Consider the following 16,124-nt stretch of genomic DNA (forward strand, 5'->3'; position numbering starts at 1 on the left):
TTCTTATTCAAACCACGCACGGTAAAGACACTCGATGCCGACGGGGATATCCTCCTCCTTGATATTACTGTATCCGAGCAAGATGGTCGGCCGATGGGAAGGAAGGACTTTTATCCAATAACGGGAAGTAGGATAGACATTTACTCCTTGTTTCTTTGCTAATTCAATAAGTTTAGTTTCTGAACGCTGATCATCTAATTCAAGAAGGATATGCATTCCTGCTGCACTGCCTAGAATACGTGAGCGATCTTTCATCCAATGATCAATCTCTTTAATTACCAGGGAGTATTTTTTTTGATTCGCCTTCCTCATTCTACGGATATGTCGTTCGAAGTATCCCGTGCGCATAAATTCACTTAGTGTAAGTTGATGCCAGGTGGAGGCCGTTTGTTCATAGAGGTGGCACATATTTTGATAGCTTGGTAACAGGGCTTTAGGCAGTACCATATAGCTAATACGTATCCCAGGCAATAGCGATTTAGAAAAGGTCCCCATATAAATAATAGGAGCGTCTGGCATGAGTCCCTGTAAGGCAGGGATCGGCAGTTCATTGTAACGAAATTCACCGTCATAGTCATCTTCAATAATGAGCCTATCCTTTTCAAGTGCCCATTGAATAAGCTGTAGGCGCTGTGTAATAGGGAGAGTCATGCCCATCGGAAACTGGTGAGATGGTGTGATATACACGATGGAACAGGAACTTTCATTCAGCTGAGATATAGAGATCCCTTCCTCATCTAAGGTAATGGGGATGATCTTAAACCCATGATTGTGAAATAGTGCTCGTGCACCATCATAGCCTGGTTCTTCAAACCCTACATGTTTTTCCTTATTGATAAACTGACAAAGGAAGCTTAACAAAGTTTGTGTACCTGATCCGATCACGATCTGTTCAGGCTCACAGACCACCCCTCTAGAGAAATAGAGATACTTTGAAAGTTCTGTACGTAAACTTATTTCACCTTGAGGATGACCATAGTGGAAGGAACGAGGGTCTTGAAGAATAAGATTGGTTATTTGCCTCCATTCCTTTACGGGAAAATGTCTTATATCCGTTGCCCCATACCGAAAATCAATGAGTGTTTGAGGAGTTGGTGCTGTGACTGTGATTATCTCTTCTTCTTGTTGAGACAGGTGTGGAGGATGTATAGAGTCAAAGGGTAGTTCCTTTGTATAGAAGCCGCTCTTAGGTCTAGATTCAATATAACCTTCAGCGAGGAGCTGATGATAAGCCCATTCTACTGTCGTACGGCTGATGGCTAAGTGTTGAGAGAGTCTTCTGATGGAAGGAAGCTTGCTGTTTGGTTCAATTCGTAGACAGCGAATTTCTTGAATGATATAGTGGTAGATTTGTTGATAAATAGGTTGCTGAGCTGTAGGTTCTAACTTTAGAGTAAATTCATACATGGATATCCCTCTTCGTCTGACCTGATATAAAAAGTTAAAAGTGGATCTGTAAAGAGGTCAGTTTTTTGTTTATAAATAAGTATATCAAATGATTGGGGGGTTCGCGATGAGTGTAACGATTCGGAAAGCAGAGAGTAAGGATGTTTCATCCTTATTAATATTAATGAATAGCTATATTGTAGATTTTTATAAAAGAGAAAAACCAAACCAAGAAGATTTAACTAGATTAGTGATGAATTTATTAGACAATCCTTCAGCAGGTATACAGTTTGTAGTGGAAGAAAAAGAGGAGATTATAGGTTTTGCCACTTTATACTACACATTTAGTACGTTGCAAGTAAAACGAGCTGCTATCTTAAATGATCTATTTATACATGAAAGAATGAGAGGAAAGAAAATAGGGGAAAAACTGTTTGAAAAGTGTGTGGAATATATCCGAGAACAAAATTTTGCTTACATGACTTGGGAAACAGCACATGATAACCTCGCTGCACAAGCATTATACGATAAAATGGGAGGAAAGCGTTCAGAATGGTTGTCTTATAGTATTTCATGAAAGTAGGGGAAAGGAGGCTGTCTTATAAGGATCTAAGTCCTTGTTTGAGAGCCTCCTAGTCTTTTATTGAGTGTCTTATGTTTCAAGTTGGTCCACAATGGAAAGGAAAGCGTCTACAACTGCAGGGTGATACAAGGTGCCTCTATACCGTACAATTTCATAGATCGCTTCTTCTTTTTTCCTTCTAAGATTATAAGGTCGATCTGTTGTCATCGCATCAAAAGAATCCATTACGGCTACAATTTGTGCTTCAATTAATATTTCATCTTGCTTTAATCCACAAGGATAACCCGAGCCGTCATACCGCTCATGATGTTGTTCTACGATGAGTGCTGCACCGCTTAAATAAGGAATTCCAGAGTTTCGAAGGATCTCTGCCCCATGTACAGCGTGAGATTTAAGAATTTCCCACTCTTCCTGAGTCATTTTGGTTGTTTTCCTTAGAATTGTCTCGGGTATTTTCAACTTTCCTATATCATGAAAAAAGGCCCCGAATGCCAGATTAAATAATCGATTGGGAGGTAAACCCAGAGCACGGCCAATTAAATTAGAGTTATTGCGAATGCGATGGCAGTGCTCGGAAGTATATCCATCCTTCTCCTCCGTTTTTATAGCCATGTCCATGAGTTCAATTAAGTCAAGACTATATAGATGGAAGACAGGGAGTGTGGATACATATATGAATTCTACTTCAGTTTGAGCAATGAAAATAGAGTACTCGGTTACCGGACAAAAAGAGATACTGCTACCTGGTTCTAGAATCTCATCCCCTTGTTCCCCTTGCTTAATTAATGTGCCTCGAAGAATATAAAGGAACTCAAGCCCATTCCACCCTTCCTCAGGATAAAGAAACCAGTAGGCCCCTTCCTTTAAGGTGTGGTGTATGACTTCTTTTCCTTGGTGAGAAGCAAGGAGGGAAAGTGTCAGATTTTTATGATATACGGTTTCAAGAGATTGGCCTTGAGAAAGAATTGTGTGGCTCAGTTGAATCACCTAATTGTTATAAATTTAAGAATACTATACCATAGTTGCAGGAATATTGTCCTGTTTTGATTTAACCTCCTTTTTAGCCTATGGTATTATAGGGATATGAAAAGAAACTTAAACCTGCACCCAGAGTGTGCAAAAGCGATAAGGGAATTACTAATGTTGAAGAATCCTAGTTTTGCTGACTTTACAGCTTTGAGAACTTATGGAAATGACGATTATTCCGCAATGGGATGGGAGGACCTACAGGCCTACTTAAATGAGGAAACCGTGATCATTGTGGAACAGTTTGAGGACGAAGCTAATATTCTGAATGCTCTGCGCTGGGTGGCAAGAGGGTTACCTGTGAACTATGCCATCCGCAAGGCAAGAGCAGATCACTCCATGTATCGGTACAGAAGTCCTTAATAAAAGAGGGGAACAGATGAACGACGACATTGAAGCAAAAAATTGTACACTGTGTGGTCAAGACAATCAGTGCGGCAATTTGCAGAGTGGGTCAAAGGAGCCGTGTTGGTGTGTGAAGGAGTCCTTTCCAGAAGGATATTTAAGCTTGTCTATGTCGAGAGTGCCTTATTTCTTATCAAAGAAATGAAGGAAGTTAGCGGAGCTTTTTCCGCTATTTCTTATTTTGAGGAAAAAAAGCTCTAATAAGCGTAAAAAGTTCCGCTATATTCAGTTTCAAGACTATATATTGCCCCCAAAAGAATCATAGCGGAAAATCTTCCGCTTATTATAGTGAAAAACCTAGCTTACTTTAGTTTAACGGAACTTTTTACCGTTATTAAATCTTTAGTCTGGTCATAAGTCCACCCATTATAGACTATAGGCATAAATGTCTTCGCATATACCCTATATGGGGTATATAGAATGTTTCCGAGCATTCACACCAAACTCAATTGAATGGTAAAATAAAGTATGAGGGAGGGATGGCGTTGTTATTAACTCGAGCTCAGAAAGAATTAATTCTTGCCATACTGGAAAAAGAGCAAAAAAGCCTGTTTTCCAAATATAAAGGGAACCTCTTGGATCAGACGGTAGAGGATTTTGCCCAGATGTTAAGAAATGAAAAGATTAATAATCCAAATAACAAAGGAAACGAATTATAAAGCACTGCTAATTACGAAAGAAAAAGGATAGTCTCTTTCCAATAAGGGGAACTCTGACTATATCGTTTCGGCGAATTACCCTCAACAATATCAAGAGCAGTAGATATAGGAACAGTGAACTTACAATAGCCATCATCGTTTGAAAAAGTAATCCGCCTTTAAGATGGTTAAAGAAAATTAACCCCATATACCCCATGAGTAGACCAGAAAAGACAACCTTCAGTAGTTCAAATGTCTTTAAATGATATCCGATTAATTTTACCATCGAGAAAAAATGAAGGAACGTTTCTAATATAACCCCAATACTCATCGCTAAGAGTACTCCCTTAATTCCGAGAACAGGATTTGAGCAAAGAGGATAGATCAGAGCAAGACTTACAGCACGAGAAAGTAAATTATTCATCATAGCCGCTTTTGCATATCCTAGTCCTACCAAGGTGGATTGCAGAGGGGCATGGAAATAGTGGAATAAAAAGAAGGGGGCTAGTACTTTAAGTAGGACAGCCGCTTCGGGTGCATGATAAATAACTTCCATTAGTGGCTCAGCAAATACATAGAGAATCACTGTACTCGGAGCCCCTACGATTAAAGCAATTCGAACGGCTTGATATACTCGTTGATGAATTAATCGATAATTCTTTTGAGCATTTGCTTCGCTTATGGCGGGAACCATGGCAGCTGCCAGGGAATGATTAATAAATCCAGGGAAAAAGAGTAAAGGCATGACAAATCCAGCCAACATACCAAACTGTTTGGTAATCAGGACAGAACTCATACCGGCTTTAGCTAATCCCTGGGTGATCAGAATAGGTGATATCACTCGGGCGATGGAATGGATAAGACCATTTCCTGTGGTTGGAAGTCCTGTATGTAATAACTCTAATAGGGTATGTTTACCTTGACTCCAGATCTTTCTCTTATGAGGTTGTCTTAAATTAACTTTATAGCGGTTGGATGTCCTAAACTTGAATACTAGGTAGAATAAGGAAAAGGCTTCTCCTATCACACTACAAAGGATGGCTCCAGCTGCTGCATATTCAATTCCATAGGGAAGTAGCCACTGGACAATAAAGAATATGAGGGCTATTCGAACGATCTGTTCTAGTACCTGGGACACAGCAATAGGTGTCATCGTTTGCCTTCCGCGAAAATACCCCTTTAAGACGCCAGAGACCGCAAAGATAGGAATAATCGGTATCAAGGCTAGTAGGGAGTAGTAGGAACGTTGGTCGGTAAGTAAATGAGTAGAAAAAATAGGTCCAAGACCAAGTGTGATCATAACGAACAAAATGCTAAGGGATCCCGTAACCACTAACGATACCACAAGAATCTGCTTGATTTGGGTAGTTTTGTTTTGTACCTCTGCCTCAGCAACTAGTTTCGAAATGGCCACAGGTAATCCTAATGTCGTTAATGTCATGAGTAAACCCATCAAAGGCATGACCATCATCACTAATCCAATGCCTTCTGAACCAAGAATTCTAGATTGTATGATACTATTTGCAAATCCTAAGATTTTAGTGATTAAGGCAGCTATGGTAAGGATAAGGGCTCCTTTTAATAGACTTTGTTTTTTCATTCCTTCACCTTCTTGTCCAATATAGGACATGTATATGTTCCAATTGTTTAAGCTAGAATACTGAAGGTTGTTAGGTACAATGTGAACCCAAAGAATGGGGGAATATGTTAGAATATTCTCCAATAGATAAAATAGGTTGGTGGGGAAGAAGTAAATGAATTTTTTAAAGTGGTGGAAGGGGAAAGAAAAAAAGAACACTTCGGCTGAGGAATCAAGCACGAACTCCGATGTGAAGGTGATTGACAAGACCGCAGATACCACGACGAATTATCGAAAGGCTGATCATCTTGTCGTCAATCGATTAGGTAATACTCATCATGGGATATACTCTGGAGAGGGAAATGTTATCTATTACAACTATTATACAGGTGTTATCGTAGAAGCCACACTGAATGAATATGCTAAGGGAGACCCGATTAAGGTCGTGTATAGCCCGCAGATGTACAATAGTTCAACCGTTTTAGCAAGAGCCAGAAGTCGAGTAGGAGTAAGAGAGTATAACATGATGCTTAATATTGGGGAACAATTTGTGCGTTGGGCAAGAGGTGGAGATACGTACTAATGTTTCAACCTCTATGAAGTGTCAAGCTGGAGAGGATTGGTGTTTGCTATGAGTGTTTATCAGTTCACCGCTAAGGATATCCGTGGTGAGGAAGTTTCTCTAAGTCAATTTGAGGGGAAGGTTCTCCTCATTATCAATACGGCTAGTAAATGCGGTTTTACCCCGCAATACAAAGAGCTGCAAGAACTCTATGAAACCTATAAAGAGAGGGGATTGGTTGTTTTAGGGTTTCCTAGCAATCAATTTGGTGGACAAGAACCTGGATCGGAAGAACAGATTGCAGAATTCTGTCAAATAAATTATGGGGTAAGCTTCCCTATGTTCGCGAAGACGGAGGTTAAGGGAGATCATGCTCATCCCCTTTTCACGTATTTATGCGATCAAGCGCCAGGAATATTAGGGACGAAGCAAATCAAATGGAACTTCACAAAATTTCTAGTCGATAAGCGTGGGGAAGTAGTCAGTCGGTATGGTGCCAACACAAAACCGATAAAGCTGAAGGAAGAAATAGAATCTTTATTATAAGGATGGGATATTTTACCTAAACCTTTTCTTGAGTTAAATTATTGACAATTGTGTGACAAGCGTGTATATTTTGCTTATAAGGTTCTGGGAGGCTGCTAATGTGAAGCCGATGATCTATAGTGCAGGGCAAATGAAACAAGAGCTAATTAGGGACTATCAAGAGATTAACCAGCATCTTTTTGAAATCGGTACCAAACAACAACGGGTTGAATTCGTCTCTGATAAGATTCTTATTATGACAGTGCATCGCAGAGCCCCAGCTATTCGTTCTCTTGACATGAAGAGGAGAGATGTTACGCGGGTCATGGATATCCTTTTAGTTGATGAGTTTAAGGAACATTTTAAGAATAAGTTGGAAACCAAATATGGGTTTAAGGTCGTTACCATACTTAAGGATTATGATCCATTGACAGAGCTGTCGGCTACTGTTGTGGTAATTGATCGCGAAGTTGAAGACTACCTTGGATAAGCCTTGGTGACCCATTGTCTGACTGGCCAAATGAACTCTGTAATGAGAGCAGGCAAGCCGTCGGTAAATGAAGCGGTATTAGGAGCATATTGCCCCTAGACCCTTGTTTACTGGCGGCTTTTTTTATACATCTGCTAGAGACAACACAAGAGAGGGGCATGAGAATGACAACCGTACAAGACGTAGTTCAGGAGCTTTATCATTTGACAGGTGGGAGGGTTTTGCTATCGAAATCGGTGCCGAAAGAAGATCATCCTTTTGTGATTTGGAAGAGTTCAGGGATTGAAGGAAAGGAGGTGTTAGAGAATCCAGGGCTTGTATATGGAGATCCAAACCGAAGGATTCAAAAAATTGCAGTTGCTATGACCCTATCTGAACAGGATATTGAATTAGCCGCTGCAACAGGAGTCGATGCCATTGTTGCTCACCATCCCATTGCGGATGGGGCGAGCTCGGGTGGAGTCACCTTAAGAAATTACTTGGACTTATATGATATTGCAGTGATTGAGTTGCATGAAGCTTTTCACGGATTACACCCAGGGATCCCCTTCTTACACGGGCATAAAGTCAGGCATGCCGATATCCACTATGGAGGCAAAGAAGGGAATGTGATGTATATAGGAACTCCTTTTTCTGAGATCAAGACCTTGGGAGATATACTGGATCGATTGGATACCTTTATGGCTTTAGAGGAAGAAGAGATGACATTAGAAGCGGAACGAGGTTTGAAGGGACTGTCATCATCTGTGACGGAAACCTCTCTTGTGACACGCGGTCGTATTTTTCTAGGTGAAACGAACACACCTGTTCAGCATATACTGCACATCTTTCCCCACACCGGATTTACACCAGAGGACTTGGTGGAGGCTAAACGAAGTTTTCCTGAAATTGATACTGTGTTAGCTTCCATTAGTCGTGTTAGAAAAGATAGCCCGCTAGTTCATCAGGCGAGGAAATTAGGGTTGAACTTTATTATCGGAAATTGCCATGTTTTAGAAATCTATGAGAATGGTCTGCCTTTAGCCTATGCGTTAGAAATGCTCTTGCCGAACTTAGAAGTGGTCATATTCAGAGAAAAGGTAACTTCAATCCCTTTAAGAGAGATGGGGAACTCTCGATTGAGAGAATACGGCGAGCGAATGGCTGCGAATCACTTGGTAAATAGGGTCAAAGTTTAAACAATAAAAGGGGGAATTACCAATGGCACAGGCACAGGAGAAAGTGCAACCGCTTTATGATGCAGGGAGAGAGGAAGTTGTAAGAGAGCCGAGAAAGATTGAGTATGTCGGAATGGCCTTAGTAGGTATGCTTGTTTTGGTCTTGTTTGCCAAACCAGAATGGATTGGTGGAGCTTTCACTGCTATGCTGGATAAGGTGAAACCTATTGTTGTCGATGTTTTCTTAACGGGTAGTGTAGGTGTAGCTATCATACTAAGTGTTATGACTGGAAGGTTGCTGGAAAGACTGGGTTTTACCGATGCTCTCATGCGTTTGTTTGTGCCACTAACTAAAAAAATTGGAGTGAATCCAGCTGTTGTTGTTCCTGGTGTATACAATATACTAGGTGACATTAATGCTGCCGGAAGGATTGGCGGTCCTATCTTAAAGCAAGCCAGAGCGACTAAGGATGAACAAAAAATCGCTATTGCTGCCATGGTACAGTCCCAACAGTCATTCTCCTGTTTTATGCTTGGTTTAATTGCTTTATCCGCTGCAGGGATCAACGCCTTTCCCGTTGTTATCCTTACGATCTTCGCTCCGTTGGTCCTCGTTCCGTGGATACTAAGCAAAACGTTGTGGAGAGATACCAGACCTGTTCCATTAAAGGATTTGCCTTCCTTTACCCCTGATCGACCCTTTTTTCCAACGCTCTTTAATGGGGCTAAGGAAGGAGCAGAGCTCTTATTCTTATTAGTCATTCCAGCTGTAGCAGTTATTTTTGGGATTATCGGTTTGTTGGACTATATCGGCATTTGGGCATCTATTGAGGCTGCTATGTCCACTGTACTAGGCTGGATCGGTGTTCATCCACAAACGGGAATTACAGCCATTATGGCATCTCCTACTCTGGCTATGGCCCAATTAAAAGATATTGCCGCAACCCTTGATCCTCGCCTAGTTGTAGGAGCGTTTGTCCTAGCGGCATCTGGACTGCCTTTGTCCGATATCTTTGGGCAAATTCCTGCGATCTGGTCCGCTAATTCTGAACTTAGTCCCAAGGAGGCTCTTCAGGCAGCCGTATTGGGTATGGTGATGCGATTAGTAACAGTGGCCATTATTGCTTTTGGATTAACCCCTTTTTTACTTAGCTAAAGATCGATGAAAAAGGATAAATGACCCGTACCACGAATCTTGTGATACGGGTCATTTTACCTTGATAAACTAATTCTCTTTCGTGGCAATCGATGGTCTTTGTTCTTTGTAACTCGGTCTAGCTCTGTTTTTTAGAATAAACTGGCTGATTTCCTTCTTAGATAAGGAGTTCTTCTGAAGGGTAATTTGATCCAAGTATAGAATTAGCAATTCCGCCGTATTGATAGCATCATCAATTCCGCGATGAGCTTTACCCACGGCTTCAATACCGGCAAGCTCAAGGGCGCTTTTAAGTCCTAATTGACTTTTGGTATCGGGTCTTATGATCTTGCCAATCTGTTGCTGAATATCATTATAATTCTGGAACCAATCGAGCTGAATTCGATTCCTAAGACATTGGTTAATCAAATGTAGACGATCATCTTTTCCCCATGAACATAAAAAATACGAGTCGCCTAGCCAATTCACGAACTGTTGAATCCCTGTCGGGAAGGGAACAGCATTTTTTACATCTTCTTTGGTCATATTTATAAACTTTCTAGTACTTTTGCTTACATAACCACTGCGAGGAGAGATGTATATCTGAAATTGATCGGTGATCCTTTTGGTTTCTAGGTCAACTTTACAAGCCCCAATTTCAACAATTTCACTTGGTTGACCTTTCCTGAATCTTTTCACTAGTTCCAAGTCAAATACGACGGCATCCAAATGCAATCATCCTTTATTTTTATTAAAAATCTAGTTATTCATGGTTAAGCTCGGGTATGGAATAATGTGTATGAAGGAAAAATAAAAAGCAACCTATTTGGTTGCCTAATCTCGTATCTATATTATACCATGAAAAATGGATAAATATGAGCTTATTTTAGGATTCCATGCCCATTACAACTAGAGCAATCGTAGGCTTGGAATTCATTAATCAAAGGATAAAGCCCCGTCCCACCGCAGCAGTCTGGACATTTCCCTTGTGATCTTAGTTTGACTGACCTGAGTTCATCTCTGGATTTTATCCACGATGAGAGTTCATTAAAAAGCTTCATTCTTCCACTCCTATTTGCATTTATTCATTTATTATGTGGAAGTTTAAGGATATTATTCAATGGAAAGAAAATTTACTAGTAGGAATCAAAGGGAGAAGGAGGTAGTAATTTTATGGATGATATCATTTGGTTTAAGGAGCTTCATGACTTAGAGCTTGAAGAGATCCGGCAATTAAAGTTATATATTCGACAAGGGGTGTTTCCCGATAGTGATTGGCATAAAAGGCCAAGCGATGAGGATTCTGAAGGAATTACCATGGAGGAATGGATTGAAACGTTAGAGACAGAGTTTAAGCGGCTAGGGCTGTAAGAAGTGGAGTGGATGGACACACCCCACACCTACGGGGGTCCCTCAAACGAGGTTAGCAGAAGTTATACTGAATAGTCCATCTTTGAGTCGGCAATGATGGTTAATTCTTGATTTTCTTGGTCATATTTCACGTTTCCATACCTAGTGTAATACCAAGACTTCTGACTTGTCTGACCTTCTGTTACGACAAAGATATTAAGCTCATCTCGATGGTCTACAATTGCTTCTGCCATTCTCCTATCTAGGATATGTATGGTTATAGCCCATTTTTCATCTAGAAACTGTAACGAATAATTCACGTTATGCTTCTTGGTGTCTAGAAACAATCGGCCACCAACGGTATGTCTAATGTACATATGTTCCAAAAGAAAACCTCCGTCTCTAGTTATGATCTTGACAAAAGGAATTATAACATAATAAGATACTTACATAAAGTTAGTTATAAAGAATGGAGATGATGTTTTCGTGATTAAAATTTATCCTGCTGAAAACAGGTATTCAGCTAACCACGGATGGCTCCAATGTAATTTCAGCTTTTCTTTTGCTGATTATCATGATCCTGAAAATATGAATTTTGGCCCACTTCGGGTGTTCAATGATGATTACATCCAGCCCAAAGAAGGGTTTGGAACGCACCCACACCGAGATATGGAGATTGTAACGTTCGTCGTTAAAGGCCAATTGCAGCACAAAGATAATACGGGTGGAGAAGAAGTATTACGACCTGGGGAAGTACAGCGGATGACAGCAGGTACGGGTATCTTGCATTCGGAAATCAATTCATCCGAAGATGAGGTGGCCAATACCTTGCAACTCTGGTTCTTACCGAGCGAAAGAGGATTGACCCCTTCCTATGAACAAAAAGCTTATAATCAAGAAGCGACGAAGAATGACTTGTTGCCCGTGGTGTCTAATCGGATTCAGTCCGAGGATACTGTTTTCATCCATCAAGATATGACGATTTACATGTCTAATCTAGAAGCGGGCAATAGTCTGACTTTCAATCAAGAGGAAGAACGAAAGATTTATGTATTCCTCATTGAGGGAGATCTCGTCTTAAACGAGGAATACCGGTTGAAAAGACGGGATGCAGCAAGAATTATGAATATTAAGGATCTGAAGATCGTCTCTGAATCAGGAGCAAACTTTATGTTGATGGATTTGCCTTAAATTAATTTCTTTTCATTTAAAGGATCTAATGTCCGGCTGGGTGCTCAAAGAGGAGCTAACCGGCTGTCAAGATCCTTTTTCTTAGCATGAAGTAAGATAACATACAAGAGATCAAAGAAGAACACTAAAATATAGAGAAGTAATAATAATACCGATGTAGGATATAATGCGTAACTGACCAAGGAGGCAAATACAGTACCAGCAAGTTTGCAAATAGCGATGGTCATAGACTGACCTAAGAGATGATTCCTACTTAACCGCAAGTGTACAAAGAGGATAGACATCATAAGATTAAGACCGTAAGCGGAGTAAACTCCAGTGAAATTAGAGAATTCCAAAGCGATGAAATAATGGAGGCTAAAGGCAGTGGCTAAGGATACGACTAGAGTTGGCAGGAATAACTGATGGGATAGCGGCTTAGGCAAGTCATCTCTCGAGTACAATAGAAATTGAATAAGAATGATAATATCGAGTAAAAACCATATATAAATGATATAAATCCCTGGACCCGGAACAGGAAAAATAAACGAAAAGATATATTCCCACGTAATATTACCGCACAGCGCAGCAAAAGGCATGCCACATTTCCTATCTCGAAATCCTCTGTAGATGAGAAGAAGGTAAGTTAGTATCCATAATCCTCCTGCAGCTATGGTAAAGATCAATACTGTATTCATCCCCTGTCCTCCTTTCTGTTAATAGATTATACATTCCTTAAGATAGGTTTATGACGACGTATAAGCAGGATTCAATTGTGTAGGGAAATGATATAATGAGTCTATTGTAAGGAGGGAGTTTATGATTAAGAACGAAAAAATCAAAGCATCGGAAGTTCAGCTAACGGGTTTAGATGGAGAGGATCTTGGAATAGTATCAACTAAAGAAGCTCTACAAATGGCTAAAAACCTCAAGGTAGATTTGGTTTGCTTATCGCTGACTGCAAGTCCGCCTCCTTGTCAACTCGTTCATCCTGTCGATTTCAAGAAGCAAAAGGATCAGGAAAGGAAAAAGGAGCGTCAAGCGGAAAGAGGAATGAAGACAAAGGAAATCAGACTAACTGCATTTATAGAGGATCACGACTACGATACGAAGAAGAGACAAGCGGAGAAGATTCTACATGCAGGTGATGCCGTTCAGTTCACGGTTCGCCTGGAGAGAAAAGAAGGACAAGAAGCGAAGAGACTCCTTGAAGGTCTAGTCAAAGAACTAAAGTCCTGTGGAAAGCAAGAAAAGGGAATACAGGTAAGTGGAAAGCAAGTGGTTGTGCTGCTATTTCCCCTTAAGGGATAAGATGAGATTATTTGTTTGGAGTTGAGAACCTATGTCTTCCAATGGACAGGAACGTAAAAATATTCAACCCGGTGTGGAGGTGGATATCGTTCTAAAAAAAGATCAAGTATCAGGAAAAACAACCAGGGGAATTGTGAAGGATATTCTGACGAACTCATCTCAACACCCTCATGGAATCAAGGTGCGTTTACAAGATGGTCAAGTTGGGCGAGTGAAGAAGATCTACATAAAATAATGAAGTGATCCTCGATTAGAAGCGGGGGAGGAGAGAATGCATACTCAACCAACAGGTATAATCTTTTCCATAGACGGTGCAGAAGCGACAAGACTGTGTTATATCTGAAGTGATTAATCAAATATTAAAAAGAAATTGGTGGAATAGTTCCGATAAAGATGGAGGACCCCTTACTTGAGATAAGTAAGGGGTTTTCTTATGTGTTTAAAATCTCACTTTACTCTCAAGCAAAACATAGTACAATATTCTAGTTAAGAATTAAATTCATTTAAGGGGTAGCTATGATACGCTCACTTAGATCTTCAAACGATAAACCTCTAACCATTAAACGACTCCTTAGATACCGAGTTAGTTTACTTATTATCCTTATGGGATTATTGAATTTCATCCCTATTGCTTTAATTGAAAGAATCCACCATATTGATGAAGCAAAGAAAAAGATTGAACATGTAGTAGCTATACAAGGGATGTTTATTGAGCAATGGCTAAAAGAGCAAGCAAATGATATTGATTCCTTGGCCCATCTCCCATTGGTTAGGGACCTCGATAAACATGCGATGGATGAGGCTTTTCGGGCTTTTGTTCGTAGGCAGAATGATTACTATACAATTGGATATGTGAACAGGAATGGGATATCTGAAGTGGATACCACTTTTCCAACGGGTATAGATATCAGCGACCGAGAATATTTTAAGCGTGCTGTTGAAGGGAAGAGTACGATATCTGACGTACTGATAGCAAGAAATAGTGGGAAGCCGACTATTTTTATTTCATCCCCTGTGTATGATGACAAAGATCAATTTCAAGGAGCAATTGTTGGAGCCGTACAGCTTGAAACCATAGATCGTGTAGTTAACTTGGCCAATCATGGCCAATTTACCGATACGTATCTAGTCAATGAAGAAGCTCTAATGATTACCGAATCACCTTATACACAGGAGTTGATTCAGAGTGGTCAAATTAAAGATCGTTCTCGCTTAGAATTAAAGATTGATTCTAACATTGTGAACTTGGCTAGAGAAGGTAAGGGAATAGAGGGTACTTACAAGAATTATCGCGGAAAAGAAGTGTATGGAACTTATCAATGGATTAATAATGGGAAATGGTTAGTTATCGTTGAGGTGGAAAAAGAAAAGGTCTTGGCACCATTCATTAAATCGGCAAAGATTTTATTTATCGTCTTAGTTCTCGTCTTTGTCATTAATCAATTAGCCGTAATACGCCTATCAAAGAGATTTACTGACCCTATCAGACATCTGCTAGATGGTACGAGGAAGCTGCGCTCTGGTGATTATGGGTTCCAGATTTCTGAAGGGGACGCGAAGAGAACCCCATCAGAATTAAGGGAACTCTCTCTCACATTTAATCAAATGGCAGATACAATACGAATTCGAACTCATCTTCTTCAAGAAAGCGAGGCCAAATATCGCATCATTACGAATAACATGTCGGATGTGGTTACTGTTCTCGGTGCAAAGGATGGCCAAGTACAATATGTATCTCCCTCCCTTGTCCGCTTTGGTATTCAGCCTGAGGATTATGTCGGGAAGTATCCTCACCCCTATATACATCCTGAAGATATGGAAGAGGTACAACGTATTTTTCACGAGGTAATCCGTACGAAGAGCTATCTAGAAATGGAATATCGGTGGAAGCATGTTAATGGGAATTGGATTTATATCGATGTGCATGGGGCACCAGTTGTAGAAGAAAACGGGGAGGTTCATCAAGTGGTCACTGTTTCTCGTGATATTACAGAACAGAAACTCGCCGAGCAGAAGCTGCAAAGAGCCAATTGGATCCTCGAGAAGGCGTCCAAGATGGATGGTCTAACAGAGATAGCCAATAGGAGATATTTTAATGAGAAGTTAAAGGAGGAATGGGAACGCGCGGCTGTTTCCAAGACACCACTAACTCTTATTATGTTTGATATCGACTTTTTTAAAGCGTATAACGACACGTACGGTCATCTTGGAGGAGATGAGGCCCTAAGGCAAGTAGCTCAGACCCTAACCAAAGCTGTGCAGCGGACAGGGGATTTAGTTGCCCGCTATGGGGGAGAAGAATTTGCTCTGATTCTGCCAGGGACCAACCAAAAAGGTGGATTAAAAGTAGCCCATCGTCTTCGAACGTTAATAGAAGAGGTAGGAATTCCTCACGCTGGGTCTAAGGTTAGTGAGATTTTAACTCTAAGCATGGGGATATGTACCATGATTCCTAGCCAACTTGAAAATCCGGAGATCATCGTCAGTCAGGCGGATATGGCCTTATATCAGGCTAAACAAGAGGGGAGAAATCAGATCGTAATATTTGAATAAAGCCAACGAGCAGCAGAGGGACTATTCCTTCTGCTGCTTTTTATTCCTTAGACTCTGCCCAATCGGTAAACAAGCCACTCCCGTTACAACCGGGACAGTCTAATACGCTGGTATAATAAAATCCACTTAACATCACAGGGTTAAAGCCTCTCCCAAAACAATCGGGGCATTTTCCCTGGGCCCCCATTTCCGAAACTTTCCTCTCATGATTTGCGTTTTTCCAATCAATGAACGCTTGAATAAGTCCCATTATA

General features: G+C 40.6%; 21 protein-coding genes. 14 read left to right on the plus strand and 7 right to left on the minus strand.

Features of this window, described 5'->3' with window-relative positions; all coding sequences use genetic code 11:
- Positions 1–3: 3 nt before the first annotated feature.
- Positions 4–1,407: a MocR-like pyridoxine biosynthesis transcription factor PdxR gene (gene pdxR / locus EIZ39_RS04140; protein WP_129197672.1), complete on the minus strand. Its 1,404-nt coding sequence runs from the start codon at positions 1,405–1,407 to the stop codon at positions 4–6.
- 106 nt (positions 1,408–1,513) lie between these two features.
- Here pdxR and EIZ39_RS04145 point away from each other — a divergent pair, with 106 nt between their 5' ends.
- Positions 1,514–1,963, plus strand: a complete 450-nt coding sequence (locus EIZ39_RS04145) for a GNAT family N-acetyltransferase (protein ID WP_129197674.1) — start codon at positions 1,514–1,516, stop codon at positions 1,961–1,963.
- Positions 1,964–2,038: 75 nt separating this feature from the next.
- On the opposite strand, the gene EIZ39_RS04150 is transcribed toward EIZ39_RS04145, so the two are convergent.
- Positions 2,039–2,956: an HD-GYP domain-containing protein gene (locus EIZ39_RS04150; RefSeq protein WP_129197676.1), complete on the minus strand. Its 918-nt coding sequence runs from the start codon at positions 2,954–2,956 to the stop codon at positions 2,039–2,041.
- 153 nt (positions 2,957–3,109) lie between these two features.
- Here EIZ39_RS04150 and EIZ39_RS04155 point away from each other — a divergent pair, with 153 nt between their 5' ends.
- From EIZ39_RS04155 to EIZ39_RS26395, 3 genes are all read left to right on the plus strand, one after another.
- Positions 3,110–3,358: a hypothetical protein gene (locus tag EIZ39_RS04155; RefSeq protein ID WP_240675686.1), complete on the plus strand. Its 249-nt coding sequence runs from the start codon at positions 3,110–3,112 to the stop codon at positions 3,356–3,358.
- A gap of 16 nt (positions 3,359–3,374) precedes the next feature.
- Entirely contained in the window at positions 3,375–3,545 is a 171-nt protein-coding gene (locus EIZ39_RS27690) for a cysteine-rich CWC family protein (protein WP_164984886.1), read from the plus strand.
- 340 nt (positions 3,546–3,885) lie between these two features.
- Complete coding sequence (locus EIZ39_RS26395) at positions 3,886–4,059, plus strand: hypothetical protein (RefSeq protein ID WP_164984887.1); 174 nt, start codon at positions 3,886–3,888, stop codon at positions 4,057–4,059.
- A 7-nt stretch (positions 4,060–4,066) separates the two neighbouring features.
- On the opposite strand, the gene spoVB is transcribed toward EIZ39_RS26395, so the two are convergent.
- Positions 4,067–5,638 (minus strand): stage V sporulation protein B, encoded by a 1,572-nt coding sequence (gene spoVB / locus EIZ39_RS04165; protein ID WP_129197682.1) that lies wholly within the window; start codon positions 5,636–5,638, stop codon positions 4,067–4,069.
- 154 nt (positions 5,639–5,792) lie between these two features.
- Between spoVB and EIZ39_RS04170 the strand changes: the two genes are divergently transcribed.
- The 5 genes from EIZ39_RS04170 (at position 5,793) to EIZ39_RS04190 (ending at position 9,507) form a co-directional block, all read left to right on the plus strand.
- Positions 5,793–6,200, plus strand: a complete 408-nt coding sequence (locus EIZ39_RS04170; protein ID WP_129197684.1) for a lecithin retinol acyltransferase family protein — start codon at positions 5,793–5,795, stop codon at positions 6,198–6,200.
- Between the two features lie 48 nt (positions 6,201–6,248).
- A complete protein-coding gene (locus EIZ39_RS04175; RefSeq protein WP_129197960.1) occupies positions 6,249–6,725 on the plus strand; it encodes a glutathione peroxidase in 477 nt (158 codons plus the stop codon).
- Between the two features lie 109 nt (positions 6,726–6,834).
- Positions 6,835–7,194 (plus strand): Na-translocating system protein MpsC family protein, encoded by a 360-nt coding sequence (locus EIZ39_RS04180; protein WP_129197962.1) that lies wholly within the window; start codon positions 6,835–6,837, stop codon positions 7,192–7,194.
- 164 nt (positions 7,195–7,358) lie between these two features.
- Complete coding sequence (locus EIZ39_RS04185; protein ID WP_129197686.1) at positions 7,359–8,372, plus strand: Nif3-like dinuclear metal center hexameric protein; 1,014 nt, start codon at positions 7,359–7,361, stop codon at positions 8,370–8,372.
- A gap of 22 nt (positions 8,373–8,394) precedes the next feature.
- On the plus strand, positions 8,395–9,507 hold the full coding sequence (locus EIZ39_RS04190; RefSeq protein ID WP_240675687.1) for a hypothetical protein: 1,113 nt from the start codon (positions 8,395–8,397) through the stop codon (positions 9,505–9,507).
- A 69-nt stretch (positions 9,508–9,576) separates the two neighbouring features.
- On the opposite strand, the gene EIZ39_RS04195 is transcribed toward EIZ39_RS04190, so the two are convergent.
- Entirely contained in the window at positions 9,577–10,215 is a 639-nt protein-coding gene (locus EIZ39_RS04195) for a 3'-5' exonuclease (RefSeq protein ID WP_164984888.1), read from the minus strand.
- A 444-nt stretch (positions 10,216–10,659) separates the two neighbouring features.
- On the opposite strand from EIZ39_RS04195, the gene EIZ39_RS04205 reads away from it, so the two are divergent.
- A complete protein-coding gene (locus EIZ39_RS04205) occupies positions 10,660–10,857 on the plus strand; it encodes a hypothetical protein (RefSeq protein ID WP_129197692.1) in 198 nt (65 codons plus the stop codon).
- A gap of 62 nt (positions 10,858–10,919) precedes the next feature.
- Here EIZ39_RS04205 and EIZ39_RS04210 read toward each other — a convergent pair whose 3' ends face one another.
- On the minus strand, positions 10,920–11,222 hold the full coding sequence (locus EIZ39_RS04210) for a hypothetical protein (protein ID WP_129197694.1): 303 nt from the start codon (positions 11,220–11,222) through the stop codon (positions 10,920–10,922).
- A 100-nt stretch (positions 11,223–11,322) separates the two neighbouring features.
- On the opposite strand from EIZ39_RS04210, the gene EIZ39_RS04215 reads away from it, so the two are divergent.
- A complete protein-coding gene (locus tag EIZ39_RS04215) occupies positions 11,323–12,027 on the plus strand; it encodes a pirin family protein (protein ID WP_129197696.1) in 705 nt (234 codons plus the stop codon).
- A 44-nt stretch (positions 12,028–12,071) separates the two neighbouring features.
- Here the strand turns inward: EIZ39_RS04215 and EIZ39_RS04220 are convergent, their stop codons facing one another.
- On the minus strand, positions 12,072–12,704 hold the full coding sequence (locus EIZ39_RS04220) for a transmembrane-type terpene cyclase (RefSeq protein ID WP_129197698.1): 633 nt from the start codon (positions 12,702–12,704) through the stop codon (positions 12,072–12,074).
- A 121-nt stretch (positions 12,705–12,825) separates the two neighbouring features.
- Between EIZ39_RS04220 and infC the strand changes: the two genes are divergently transcribed.
- From infC to EIZ39_RS04235, 3 genes are all read left to right on the plus strand, one after another.
- Positions 12,826–13,317, plus strand: a complete 492-nt coding sequence (gene infC / locus EIZ39_RS04225; protein WP_129197702.1) for a translation initiation factor IF-3 — start codon at positions 12,826–12,828, stop codon at positions 13,315–13,317.
- 31 nt (positions 13,318–13,348) lie between these two features.
- Positions 13,349–13,552, plus strand: a complete 204-nt coding sequence (locus EIZ39_RS04230; RefSeq protein ID WP_129197704.1) for a YwbE family protein — start codon at positions 13,349–13,351, stop codon at positions 13,550–13,552.
- 281 nt (positions 13,553–13,833) lie between these two features.
- Positions 13,834–15,870, plus strand: coding sequence for a diguanylate cyclase domain-containing protein (locus tag EIZ39_RS04235; RefSeq protein WP_129197706.1), 2,037 nt, complete (start codon positions 13,834–13,836; stop codon positions 15,868–15,870).
- Positions 15,871–15,910: 40 nt separating this feature from the next.
- On the opposite strand, the gene EIZ39_RS04240 is transcribed toward EIZ39_RS04235, so the two are convergent.
- Entirely contained in the window at positions 15,911–16,120 is a 210-nt protein-coding gene (locus tag EIZ39_RS04240) for a methionine aminopeptidase (RefSeq protein ID WP_129197708.1), read from the minus strand.
- Between the last annotated feature and the right edge of the window lie 4 nt (positions 16,121–16,124).

Origin of the sequence: Ammoniphilus sp. CFH 90114 (genome assembly GCF_004123195.1) — a bacterium.
In the GTDB taxonomy this organism is placed as follows: domain Bacteria; phylum Bacillota; class Bacilli; order Aneurinibacillales; family RAOX-1; genus YIM-78166.

Bases quoted from the DNA above. Each gene is read 5' to 3' on its own strand.
- EIZ39_RS27690 (WP_164984886.1), top strand. From the start codon at position 3,375: ATGAACGACGACATTGAAGCAAAAAATTGTACACTGTGTGGTCAAGAC.
- pdxR (WP_129197672.1), bottom strand. From the start codon at position 1,407: ATGTATGAATTTACTCTAAAGTTAGAACCTACAGCTCAGCAACCTATT.
- EIZ39_RS04230 (WP_129197704.1), top strand. From the start codon at position 13,349: ATGTCTTCCAATGGACAGGAACGTAAAAATATTCAACCCGGTGTGGAG.
- EIZ39_RS04220 (WP_129197698.1), bottom strand. From the start codon at position 12,704: ATGAATACAGTATTGATCTTTACCATAGCTGCAGGAGGATTATGGATA.
- EIZ39_RS04240 (WP_129197708.1), bottom strand. From the start codon at position 16,120: ATGGGACTTATTCAAGCGTTCATTGATTGGAAAAACGCAAATCATGAG.
- spoVB (WP_129197682.1), bottom strand. From the start codon at position 5,638: ATGAAAAAACAAAGTCTATTAAAAGGAGCCCTTATCCTTACCATAGCT.
- infC (WP_129197702.1), top strand. From the start codon at position 12,826: ATGATTAAGAACGAAAAAATCAAAGCATCGGAAGTTCAGCTAACGGGT.
- EIZ39_RS04190 (WP_240675687.1), top strand. From the start codon at position 8,395: ATGGCACAGGCACAGGAGAAAGTGCAACCGCTTTATGATGCAGGGAGA.
- EIZ39_RS04180 (WP_129197962.1), top strand. From the start codon at position 6,835: ATGATCTATAGTGCAGGGCAAATGAAACAAGAGCTAATTAGGGACTAT.
- EIZ39_RS04145 (WP_129197674.1), top strand. From the start codon at position 1,514: ATGAGTGTAACGATTCGGAAAGCAGAGAGTAAGGATGTTTCATCCTTA.
- EIZ39_RS04235 (WP_129197706.1), top strand. From the start codon at position 13,834: ATGATACGCTCACTTAGATCTTCAAACGATAAACCTCTAACCATTAAA.
- EIZ39_RS04185 (WP_129197686.1), top strand. From the start codon at position 7,359: ATGACAACCGTACAAGACGTAGTTCAGGAGCTTTATCATTTGACAGGT.
- EIZ39_RS04175 (WP_129197960.1), top strand. From the start codon at position 6,249: ATGAGTGTTTATCAGTTCACCGCTAAGGATATCCGTGGTGAGGAAGTT.
- EIZ39_RS04155 (WP_240675686.1), top strand. From the start codon at position 3,110: ATGTTGAAGAATCCTAGTTTTGCTGACTTTACAGCTTTGAGAACTTAT.
- EIZ39_RS04170 (WP_129197684.1), top strand. From the start codon at position 5,793: ATGAATTTTTTAAAGTGGTGGAAGGGGAAAGAAAAAAAGAACACTTCG.
- EIZ39_RS04205 (WP_129197692.1), top strand. From the start codon at position 10,660: ATGGATGATATCATTTGGTTTAAGGAGCTTCATGACTTAGAGCTTGAA.